This window comes from Actinophytocola sp., assembly GCF_035634895.1.
GTDB lineage: Bacteria > Actinomycetota > Actinomycetes > Mycobacteriales > Pseudonocardiaceae > Actinophytocola.
On record NZ_DASQCC010000045.1, the window covers coordinates 1 to 10,597 of the forward strand.

13 protein-coding genes are annotated in these 10,597 nt (G+C 72.2%); 10 read left to right on the forward strand and 3 right to left on the reverse strand.

From position 1 onward, the window contains the following. The 3 genes from VET29_RS07020 to VET29_RS07030 form a co-directional block, all read left to right on the forward strand. On the forward strand, positions 1-526 hold a 526-nt coding region (locus VET29_RS07020; RefSeq protein WP_324916216.1), incomplete at its 5' end, for a hypothetical protein. Between the two features lie 43 nt (positions 527-569). After that, complete coding sequence (locus VET29_RS07025) at positions 570-908, forward strand: rhodanese-like domain-containing protein (RefSeq protein ID WP_324916249.1); 339 nt, start codon at positions 570-572, stop codon at positions 906-908. A 1-nt stretch (position 909) separates the two neighbouring features. Then, positions 910-1,800, forward strand: a complete 891-nt coding sequence (locus tag VET29_RS07030; protein ID WP_324916219.1) for a DUF4328 domain-containing protein — start codon at positions 910-912, stop codon at positions 1,798-1,800. Here the strand turns inward: VET29_RS07030 and VET29_RS07035 are convergent. Then, the gene (locus VET29_RS07035) at positions 1,790-2,974 is read right to left on the reverse strand and encodes a cytochrome P450 (protein WP_324916222.1); all 1,185 of its coding nucleotides are present in this window, start codon (positions 2,972-2,974) and stop codon (positions 1,790-1,792) included. The two genes, VET29_RS07030 and VET29_RS07035, sit on opposite strands and share 11 nt — an antisense overlap. A 32-nt stretch (positions 2,975-3,006) precedes the next feature. On the opposite strand from VET29_RS07035, the gene VET29_RS07040 reads away from it, so the two are divergent. The 4 genes from VET29_RS07040 (at position 3,007) to VET29_RS07055 (ending at position 6,276) form a co-directional block, all read left to right on the forward strand. Next, complete coding sequence (locus VET29_RS07040; RefSeq protein WP_324916225.1) at positions 3,007-3,801, forward strand: glycerophosphodiester phosphodiesterase; 795 nt, start codon at positions 3,007-3,009, stop codon at positions 3,799-3,801. A gap of 11 nt (positions 3,802-3,812) precedes the next feature. Further along, complete coding sequence (locus VET29_RS07045) at positions 3,813-4,757, forward strand: DUF5926 family protein (protein WP_324916228.1); 945 nt, start codon at positions 3,813-3,815, stop codon at positions 4,755-4,757. A gap of 197 nt (positions 4,758-4,954) precedes the next feature. Beyond that, positions 4,955-5,440, forward strand: a complete 486-nt coding sequence (locus VET29_RS07050; protein WP_414636454.1) for a SigE family RNA polymerase sigma factor — start codon at positions 4,955-4,957, stop codon at positions 5,438-5,440. Further along, positions 5,440-6,276, forward strand: coding sequence for a hypothetical protein (locus VET29_RS07055; protein ID WP_324916231.1), 837 nt, complete (start codon positions 5,440-5,442; stop codon positions 6,274-6,276). Before VET29_RS07050 ends, VET29_RS07055 begins: the two co-directional genes overlap by 1 nt. 86 nt (positions 6,277-6,362) lie before the next feature. Here VET29_RS07055 and VET29_RS07060 read toward each other — a convergent pair whose 3' ends face one another. Continuing rightward, positions 6,363-6,908, reverse strand: a complete 546-nt coding sequence (locus VET29_RS07060) for a ferritin (protein WP_324916234.1) — start codon at positions 6,906-6,908, stop codon at positions 6,363-6,365. A gap of 137 nt (positions 6,909-7,045) precedes the next feature. Here VET29_RS07060 and VET29_RS07065 point away from each other — a divergent pair, with 137 nt between their 5' ends. Continuing rightward, positions 7,046-8,185 (forward strand): GNAT family N-acetyltransferase, encoded by a 1,140-nt coding sequence (locus VET29_RS07065; RefSeq protein ID WP_324916237.1) that lies wholly within the window; start codon positions 7,046-7,048, stop codon positions 8,183-8,185. Position 8,186: 1 nt separating this feature from the next. Here the strand turns inward: VET29_RS07065 and VET29_RS07070 are convergent, their stop codons facing one another. Next, entirely contained in the window at positions 8,187-9,119 is a 933-nt protein-coding gene (locus VET29_RS07070) for an MBL fold metallo-hydrolase (RefSeq protein ID WP_324916240.1), read from the reverse strand. A 105-nt stretch (positions 9,120-9,224) separates the two neighbouring features. Between VET29_RS07070 and VET29_RS07075 the strand changes: the two genes are divergently transcribed. Together VET29_RS07075 and VET29_RS07080 are read left to right on the forward strand one after the other, a co-directional pair. Beyond that, positions 9,225-10,088, forward strand: coding sequence for a LysR family transcriptional regulator (locus VET29_RS07075; RefSeq protein ID WP_324916243.1), 864 nt, complete (start codon positions 9,225-9,227; stop codon positions 10,086-10,088). Then, positions 10,085-10,597 (forward strand): serine hydrolase (locus VET29_RS07080; RefSeq protein ID WP_324916246.1); only part of this gene is annotated, 513 nt, incomplete at its 3' end. The genes VET29_RS07075 and VET29_RS07080, both read left to right, overlap by 4 nt.

A 10,597-nucleotide genomic window follows, 5' to 3' on the forward strand; every position in this document is an offset into this window, starting at 1 on the left:
GGTCACCCCCCGACGCGTCGGGGGCGACTGCCCGGACCTGCCGAAGCACGGGCCGGCCGAGGCGGACATCCCACTGCCGCCCGAAGCGGCCGTGAACCAGGCGTTCGTCGAAACGGCCGCGGCGGTCCTCGGGACGGCGCCGACGACGACCTCCTCGGACTGGGACTTCACCACGACGGAGCTGTACGGACCGCGGGGCACCATCGTCTTCGACCTCGGCGGCGCCGAGGTCCAGCTCGTGGTGAGCCGGCACGGCGGCACACCACGGCAGGCGGCGGACTGGTGGGCCGCCAGGTACGGCCACTGCGAGCCGTTGCGCCGGCACGCCCTGGCCGACGGAACCGTGCTGCAGGTCTACCCGGTCACGCACGAGAGCCCGATGGGTCCGCTCCAACAGGCACATCTCCTCCGGCCGGACGGACTCGACTACCTGATCACCTCGGTCGGCACCGGCGACGGCGCGTTGCCCGTCACCGGGGAACAGCTGGCGGCCCTCGCGGAGCGGTTGGGCGAGAAGCTGGGGTGACTCACACGCGCCCTACGGGTGGACATGGCAGCATCGTCCTGTGATCCCACAGCAGGTGCCCACCGTGAACGTGCCGGACCTACCGGCTGACTTGCCCGAGGGCGTGACGCTGCTCGACGTGCGTGAGCCGGACGAGTGGACCGCCGGTCATGCCCCGGAGGCACTGCACATCCCGATGGGCGACCTCGCCGCCCGGTTGAGCGACCTGCCGGCGGACGACGAGGTCTACGTCGTGTGCCGCAGCGGCGGACGGTCGGCGCGCGTCACCGCCTTCCTCAACGCCAACGGCTGGGACGCCAAGAACGTCGCTGGCGGCATGCAGTCCTGGCAGGCGGCCGGCCGGCCCATGACCAGCGACAACGGCGCGCCGACGGTCATCTGACATGCAGCGCCAGCGGTGGACGGCGACGGTGCCCCCGGGCGTCGCGCGTCGCCCCCGCGCGCGCCGGAGGCTGCCGTACTTCGGCCCGCCCGCCTACTCCACGCCGCCGCACTGGGGCTACCCGGCGCTGGCCTGGCGCTGGCCGACGACCGTTCCCGGCGCCACCACCGAGCAGCCGGTCACGGTCGAGCGCGTCCGCGCGGTGGCCGGCCATGCGTCGGCCATGATGTGGATGCTCGCCGGGCTGTCGATCTTCGCCGCGGCCGGCGAGGTGTGGCGGTACGTCCTCCTGCTGCGGAGCCGCACCGGCGCGCTGCCGTCCGGCGTCGTCGGCGCCTCGGACGTGCTGGTGACGATCGCGGGTCTGCTGGGCGTGCTGTTCGGCATCGTGACCGTGGTCGTGACGCTGTGGTGGCTGCACCTGGCCCGCCACGCCGCCGCGGACCTCGTCGACCAGCGCCCGGCCCGGCCCGACTGGCAGACACTGGTGTACCTGCTGGTCCCGGGCGTGAACCTGGCCATGGCCGGCGTGATCCTGGCCGAGCTGGAACACCAGGTCCTCCGACGCCCGGCCGACGAGCGCCCGCGCCCGACCAAACCGGTCCGGGTCTGGTGGGCGGTGTGGGCCGCGGCCGGCCTGCTGTTCGGGCTCACCGTCGTGTGGCGCTTCCGCGACTCGGTCCAGGCCCACGCGGACGGCGTGCTCCTGAGCGGGCTGACCGACCTGGCCGCCGCAGCGACCGCGGTCCTGACGGCACTGATGATCCGCCGCCTTGCCACGCTCCTCGCCCCCATCGACCCGGCGACCGTCCGCTACCTGCGTGTCCTGCGCGTCGAAGGCGCCCCGGAACCGCCGCTGCGCATCGCGAGGCCGGACTCCTCTAGGCGGTGACCGGCAGCGTCCGCAGGCCGCGGATCACGAACTCCGGCCTGCGCTCCGGCTCGCCCGCCAGCCGCAGCTCGGGCAGCCGCGCCCCCAACGCCTCCAGCGCCGCCGCGATCTCCACCCGTGCCAGCGGCGCGCCGACGCAGTAGTGGATCCCGGCGCCGAACCCCAGATGCGCGTTCGGCGACCGGCCGACGTCCAGCCGGTCCGGGGACGGGAACACGAGCGGGTCCCGCGCCGCCGCGCCCAGCAGCGCCGCGATCCGGTCCCCGGGCGCCAACTCGTACCCGGCGACCGTCGTCCGCGCCGTGGCGGTCCGCTCGAACAGCTGCAGCGGCGCGTCGTACCGGATCAGCTCCTCGGTCGCCGTCGGCAGCAGCGACGGGTCGCCGACGAGCCGTGTCCACTCGTCCCGGTGGGTCAGCAGTGCCAGCATTCCGTTGCCGACCACGTTCACCGTCGCCTCGTGACCGGCCATCAGCAGGAGCACGGCCGTCCCCACGAGCTCGTCGTCCGTCAGCCGGTCGGTGCCGTCCCGCACGGCCACCAGGTCGCTGATCAGGTCGTCCCCCGGTGACACGGAACGTTGCGCGGCCAGCCACCGCAGGTAGTCGACGAACTCCTGCGCCGCCACCTCGGCCGCCGCGGCGGCCGGTGCGGGCAGCCCGTACTCGTACATCTTCACGATCGAGTTCGACCACGGCCGCAACCGCGGCCGGTCGGGGACGGGCACCGCGAGCAGCTCCGCGATGACCTCCACCGGCAGTGGCTCGGCGACGTGCGTGAGCAGGTCGGCCGAGCCGTCCGCGGCGATGGCCGAGGCCAGCGACGACACGAGCGAGCCCGCGATCCGCCGCACCGACGGCCGCAGCCGCTCGGTGTGCCCACGCGCGAACGCCGTCGAGACCAGCCGCCGCAGCCGGGTGTGCCGGGGCGGCTCGCTCTCCAGCAGCGAGTTCTGGTGCAGCAGGTTGAACGCGGTGAACGACGACGCCGGCTCCCTGTCCCGCCAGATCCGGCCGGCCGACCGGTCCCGCAGGACCTCCGAGCACGCCGCGTGCGACACCGCGACGGCCAGCCCCATGCCCTCGTGCCAGTGCACCGGGCCGGCGGAGCGCAACGCGCCGAACACGGGGTACGGGTCGGCGAGCAGGATCGGGTCGAGTGGGTCGAACACCATGGGGCCACGGTAACTGTGCGATCATCCACGCCGTGCAGCCCGACGTTGTCGCGCACCGGGGTGCGTCCGCACACCGCGCCGAGCACACGGTCGCCGCCTACGCGCTGGCCATCGAACAGGGCGCGGACGGCCTCGAATGCGACGTACGCCTGTCCCGCGACGGACACCTTGTCTGCGTGCATGACCGCACCGTCAACCGCACGTCCACCGGCCGGGGCGTCGTCTCCACCCTGACCCTGGATCGGCTGCGGGAGCTGGACTACGGCAGCTGGTACCCGGGACTGCCGGAAAGCGCCGACGACCTGGTGCTCCGGCCGCCCGAGGAGTCCGAGCGCGGGGTGCTGACCCTGGAGTCGCTGCTGGACCTGGTCGAGGCGCACCCGCGCGTCAAGCTGTTCATCGAGACCAAGCACCCGGTCCGCTACGGCGGCCTGGTCGAGGCCAAGCTGGTGGCGATGCTGCGCCGCTACGGCATGTCCCGCCCGAGGTCCAAGGAGGACTCGGCGGTCGTGATGATGTCGTTCTCGTCGCGTGCGGTCCGCCGGGTCAGGGGGCACACCGACACCCTGCCGACGGTGTTGCTGCTGGACCAGCTGACCATGACCCGCTGGGACGGCACGCTGCCGCCGTACGCCGACTACACGGGCCCCGGCGTGCACATCCTGCGCACGGACCCGGAGTACGTGGAACGCGCCAGGTCGAACGGACACGACACGTACGTCTGGACCGTGGACGAGGAGGCGGACGTCGACCTGTGCGCCAAGTTGGCGGTTCGCTTCCTGGCGACCAACTCCCCGGCCGCCACCCGCGCCGTGCTCAACCGGTAGCGTCTCGGGCCATGGCCAAGCGTTCCGCCGTGAAGAGCAAGACGACCGCCGACGGGATCAACCCGAGGCAGGCGTGCCCGTGTGGTTCCGGCAAGCGGTACAAGGCGTGCCACGGCCTGTCCGGTGGCCCGATCGAGGTGCCGGTGGGTCGTCCGTTCGAGGGTGTCGCGGGCGAGTGCGAGCTCATCGCGCTCCGCGAGTTCGTCCCGTCGGCGACCGCGCCGCTCGCCCTCTCGGTGGACACCGACCGCACGGTCACCCTGGCCACGGTCCTGCCGATGGCCGCGGCCGGCCTGGTCCGCGTCGACGGCAGTGCGTTCGTGGGACTGCAGGTCCAGACCCGGTCGAGTGACGTCAGCCGCGACGTGGCCCGCGCTCTGCGCTGGGTCCTGGAGGCCAAGCCGGGCGACGTGCTCGGCGTGGTCGGCCCGGAGACCGAGGAGGGCGACGACCGCGAGCGCCTGCAGGACATGATCGACGTGAAGGCCGCGCTGGAGCCGACCCTCCACACCGACTTCTCCTGGTGGCTGCCCGAGGGCGAGGAGCCGACCGGCGAGGTCGCCCTGTCCCTGGAGCGGGCGAACGAGGCCATCATGCCGACGGAACGCATCGGCCCGGCCGCGTACTGGGTCGACGCGGGGGACCGCGCGCACCTGCGCTGGGTCCGTCCCGAGCCGGAGGAGCAGCTCCTGCTCGCGCTGGCCCGGCTGTCTGCCCGTGGCGACCTGGGCCTCGGCGAGGGCTCGCGGTTCGCGGGCTCGTTCCGTGCCCACGGTGTGCTGGTCCCCGTGTGGGACCTGGACCGCGAGCAGCACGCGCGGGAGTGGACGAAGCCGGCCGAGGAGCTCGGCGCACGGCTGGACGAGGCGCTGGCGTCCCTGGAGAAGGACCCGCTGACCGGCGAGGAACGCCGTGCCCGCGACGGCCTCATCGGCCGCCAGGTGACCATCCGCTAGCACGACGAAACGAAGGGCCCCTCCACGCGGAGGGGCCCTTCGGCATGTGTGTGACAACCGCCGGCGAACAATCACCGGCCGCACGCAACGCCGAGGCAACCTCCGACGTCTCGCATGTGTGTACTCGACTGACGGTGGCGGAGGGTCACCGCGGAAGGGAGGCACATCATCTGGTCGGGGGAAGAGGGGCCGCCGCCGTGGAGGATTTCGCCGAGTTCGTGCGACAGGCATTGCCGGGGTTGCTGAGGTATGGACACATGCTGACGGGCAACCCGCACGACGCGGCCGATCTCGTCCAGACCGTGCTCGAGCGGATCGGGGCACGGTGGCAGACGATCGTGCGCGGGACCGGGGACCCGGTCGCCTACGCCCGGAGGGCCATGGCCAACACGCACGTCAGCCGGTGGCGGCGGTCGAAGAGGGAGAGCCTCCTCGCCCAGTTCCCCGACACCCCGGACACCCCCCGCGACGACCCGTTCGAGAACGAGCCGTTGTGGGAGGCACTGCGTGGGCTTCCGCCGCGTCAGAGGGCGGTACTGGTCCTGCGCTACTACGAGGAGATGTCCGAGGCGGAGATCGCGGCTGTCCTGGGGGTCAGCCGCGGCACCGTCAAGAGCCAGGCCAGCAAGGCCATGGCGACCCTGCGAGGCAGGCTCGGCGCACCGGTCCGAGGAGGTGCCTGATGGACCACCTCGACGACGACACGAACACGGAGACCGACACCGACACCGACATCGACGCCGACCTGCGTGAACTGTTCGCCAGTGACCGGCTGGCCGTGCCGGTCAGGGCCGACGCCGAGCAGATCATCGTGACCGGCGCCCGCTGGGTGCGCAGGCGACGGGTCATGGCGGCCACCGCGAGTGGCGCGCTCGGCGTCGCGGCGGCGGTCGCCGCCGGCTTCGTCCTGGCCGGCGGCACGCCGGGCGCCGTGCCACTCGCGACCTCCACCGCGGCCCGGCCGCCGGCGTCGTCGTCGGTGGCGGTCACGTCGCTGCCCGCGCCGTCGACGGCACAGGCGCGGGCGGTGGACGGCACGACCACGACGACGCCCCCGCCCAAGCCGACCACGGAGAAGACCGACCTGAGCAAGCCCGCCCCGCCGAAGCTCAACTACACGGTGCTCGGCCCGACCGGGCTCCGCGAGGTCAGGCTGGGACAGACCCTGGACGAGGCCAAGGCCACCGGCATGCTGGGCGACGTCACCTCGCACACCGCCGGCGGCTGTGACGAGTACCAGCTCGTCTCCGACGACCGGGTCGCCGGTTTCGTCTACGTCTCCGCCACCGTGCGGGAGATCTCCGCCGCCCCGGCACAGACCCCGCAGGGTGTCGGTCCCGGGTGGACGATCGAGCAGGTCAGGACCGTCTATCCCGACATCGACGAGCAGCAGGTCACCGGAAAGGGTGAGGCGACCGTGCCGGTGCCGGGCAACGCCGCGGCCGTCTTCCGCCTGGGCGTCCCCAGCGGGACGGTCACCTCGGTCAGCCTGGCGTACACCGACTCGACCTGCTGGTGAACCAGTGTCCCGCGACGGAAATCAGGCGTCTTGCCAGCAGAAACCTGGATCCACCGACTTAGTCACCGCATTTCCGGCGCGTGACACTAGAGCGCGCCGCCGGCCGCGTGCGGGGCGAGTGCGTCGTCGCCGTCGTCGCCGACGGACTCCCGGGCGAGGAAGGTCTCCACGTCGAACAGGTTGCCCGCGGCCCGCCGAACCACGTTGAGCAGGGTGGTCATCTGGGCGACCTCCTCGACCTGCTCCTTGAGGAACCACTGCATGAACTGCTCGCCCTTGTAGTCGTCCTCGTCGCGGGCGACCCTGGCCAGCTTGGCGATCTCGTCGCTGACCTCGCGCTCCTGCCGGAGCGCCAGCTCGACCAGTTCCTCCGCCGCGGCGAAATCGTTGCGGATCGCGTCGACACCGGTAATGGGCGGCTGGATGTCGTTGTCCAGAAGGTAGCGAACGATCATCATCGCGTGGTTTCGCTCTTCGACCGACTGGCGGTAGAAGTGCTTGGCGAGCTGCGGCAGGTCCTGCCCGTCGAACCACACGGCGAGGGCGATGTACTGCTGCGACGCGGTGAACTCGTGCCGCACCTGCTCCTGTAACAGCGAGTGGAACTTGGTGAGGTTGCCGTTCTTCTTCATGAATTGGATAATACGTCGAATGTCGATTATCGGCAATTTCTCGACAGTTTAGGCAAGCCTATCTGAATTCAATTCAGGTAAGGCATCCCTAACAATATGCATTGCGTGTCGAGGTGGCGGCCGTCGAAGATGGTGTGGTGAGCGACCCTCCTGTGCTGAGCGATGGCCTGGTCACCCTCCGCGCACCCGAACTGTCCGACGTGGACGGCATGGTCGAGCAGTGTGTCGACCCCGAGTCGGTCCGGTGGACGACCGTGCCGGTGCCCTACGGCCGTTCGGCGGCCGAGTCCTTCATCACCGGGGAGGTGCCGGACGGCTGGCGTGCGCGCCGGGAGCTGTGCTTCGCGATCGAGGCGACCCACCCGGACGGCCGCCGCCGGTTCGCGGGCTCGGTCGCGTTGCGTCCCATGGGTTACGGCCTCGCGGAGATCGCGTTCGGCCTGCACCCGGCCGTGCGCGGGCAGGGCGTCTGTAGCCGCGCCGTGAAGCTGCTGCTGGACTGGGGCTTCCAGCAGCCGGAGGTCGAGGTGGTGATGTGGTTCGCCTATGTCGGCAACTTCTCGTCGTGGCGGGTGGCCTGGGCGAACGGCTTCACGTTCCACGGCACGATCCCGAAGTTCCTGTCACAGCGCGGCGAGCGCCGGGACGCCTGGCAGGGCTCGCTGCGGGCGGAGGACACCCGGGAGCCCAAGCACCGGTGGAACGACCCGCCGGTGCTGGAGTCCGAACGCCTGCGCCTGCGCCCACACCGCGAGGACGACGACGTCCGCTACGGCGAGCTGCTGGCCGACGACCGCAGCCGGCGCTACGCCGGCCGCGGGTCGGGGCTGTTCCAGGTGCCGAGCATGGAGTACGTCGTCCACCGCGCCCGCGAGTTCAACGCCAAGGGCGAGCGTTTCGACTGGACGATCGCCGACCGCGGCACCGACGAGTTCATCGGGCAGATCCAGCTGTTCCACGTGGGCGGCATGGACCCGACGTCGGCCGAGGCGGGGTACTCGATACACCCGTCGCGGCGCGGCATGGGCGTGGTCACCGAGGCGCTGCGCATGGTGGTCGAGTGGTCGTTCCGGCACAAGGACGACGGCGGCCTCGGCCTTCGCCTGCTGGGCCTGGGTGTCGCGGTGTCCAACGGCGCGTCCCGGTACGTCGCGGAGAAGGCCGGCTTCACCCACGTGGCGACCCTCCCGGAGTACTTCCCCGCGGGCGAGACCGGCTTCTCCGACGAGATGATCTACCACCAGCTGAACCCGGCCTGGACGCAGTCCTGGGAGTGACTCACGCGAACGTGTACGGCGTGAGGTACTCCGGCCGCACGATCCGGGTGCGTGGCGCGAACCTCCGCACGGCGTCGAGGAACAGGTCGAGCCGCTCCTGGTCCCGCGGCCCGACGGTCGGCGGGTTCCGCAGCTCGACCTCGAAGTTGTCCCAGTGCACCGGGACGACGGTGGCCGGCCGGTCCAACGCGGACAGCAGTCGCGGCACGTAGTCGTGGACGGCGTCGGTCGCCGGCACCGCGATCATCGCGACGTCCGGGGCCAGCCCGGTCAGGCCGCGGGCGACGAAGTCGCTGGCGCCCATGAAGAACACGGACGGCCCGCCCCGCACGGTCACCTGGTAGGCGAGCGTGTCGCCCTCCGGCAGGTCCGCGATGGTCGCCGGCTTGGCGGGCCTCGCCACGTGGACGCCGGGGAACGCCATCGAGTACGACGAGTTCCTGCTGTGCAGGGACGCGACCACCTCGACCACGTAGTCGCCGAAGTCCAGCACCTCGCCGCCCTTGACCGGGCTGAGCCGGTTCGACGGCAGACCGTAGGCCAGCCCGAGGTGGTAGGCCGTCAGCGTGCCGAACACCCGCGCGCCGGACTGGTCCGCGATGTACGGCACGTCGTTGAAGTGGTCCCAGTGCGTGTGCGTCACCAGGATCGTCTCGGGCCTGCCGGGATGGTCGGCGATGCGGGCCCGGTCGACCGTCAGCCGGGTGCCGGGGTCGAACGGCGGCTCGAACAGCCCCGTCCGGTACCGGCTCAGGTAGGGGTCCACCAGCACGGTCTTCGTGCCGACGTCGATCCGCCAGCCGGCGGTGCCCAGCCAGCTGAACGTCGCGCCCGGACCGGTGCCACGGCGCTTCGGCGTGGCGGCGGCGGGGGTTCCGGTGGCCAGCGCCGCGCCGGCGGCGGTGCCGAGGAACAGGCGCCTGCCAATGGTCATGATTCCCTCCAGGAGTGCGTGCGCTCGACCATGAGGCCGAGCGTGGCAGCGGCCGTCGATGCTGTCCAAGACGCGAACCACGTCATCGATGCTAGGTTGGCATACATGGACGTCGTGGCGGCCTGCAAGGCGTTCGCGGCCGTCAGCGGGCACGGCAGCTTCACCGTCGGGGCGGCGGCCGCGCGCATCCCGCAGTCCGTCGCGAGCCGGCGGGTGGCCGCGCTCGAGGAGCACTTCGGCGCCCGCCTGCTCGACCGGACCTCCCGCAGCGTCACGCTGACGCCGTTCGGCCGCGCCATGCTGCCGTCCGCGCGCCGGCTCGTCGAGCTGGCCGAGGCCATGGCGCACGACGCCGAACGCGCCAAGCTGCGGCCCTTCCGGCTGGCGGTCCCCGCGGTCTGCCCGCCGCGGGACCTGGCCGAGCTGGTCGCCGAGGGACGCCGGCACGGCCTGAACCTCGACCCGCACCCGGCCGATCCCGGCGAGCGCGCCGAGCTGGTCCGCACCCTGGAGGTCCGCGCCGCGCTCGTCGCCGTGGCACCCGACCGCGGCACCTGGCGCACGACGCTGGGCCTCGCCCTGCGCGCCGAGCCGCGTGCCGCCGTCATCCACCTGGAGACGCTGCGTACGAGCCGCGGCGACCTGACGCGGCGACGGGTCTGGCTCCAGCCCGAGGACGACGTCCCGCACGTCCGCGACCAGGTCACCCGGCTGCGCGACGCCGTCGGCCTCCAGCCCGCGCAGGTGGTCGCGGCGTCGCTGGTCACCGCGACGGCCGAGGTGCTGTCCTCGACCGACCTCCTGCTCTGCTCCCGCGCACAGGCCGACGAGCTGGGCCTGCACTGGCGCCCTATCGGCGGCCTGGACCTGGCCCGCGGCTACGCGGCGGCGGCGGGGGTGCGTGAGGACGCCCTGCGGATCCGGACCACCCTGGCCACCGCGATCGGCCAGTGTCTGGGGGACCGGTGACTCCGCGTGAGCTACGGGAGGCGCTGGACGACGGCGGCCTGCGTGGCTCGTTCCTCGTCCGCGACCTCGACACCGGCGAGGAGCTGGGCATCGACCCGGACATCGAGTTCCCGATCGCGTCGCTGGTCAAGGTGCCGCTCGCGATCGCGACGCTGGAACGCGTCGCGCGCGGTGAGCTGGACCCGGCCGCGCCGGTCGTCGTCCGGCCCGGCCAGGTCGCCGCACCGGGGCCGGTGGGGCTGAGCAGGTTCCGGCATCCGGCCACGGTGGCGCTCGACGACCTGCTCTACCTGAGCCTCGCCATCAGCGACAACGCGGCGGCCGAGGCGGTGTTCGCGCTGACCCCGCCCGCCGGGGTCGTCGCGGAGCTGCGCCGGCTGGGCCAGGACGGCATCGCGATCCGCCATCCGATGGTGGACATGACCAGGACTCCGGCCGAGCGGTTCGCGCCGGAGGAGGCACAGCTGGCCCAGTCGCTGGCGATCACGGCGGCCACCGAGGGACGGGGG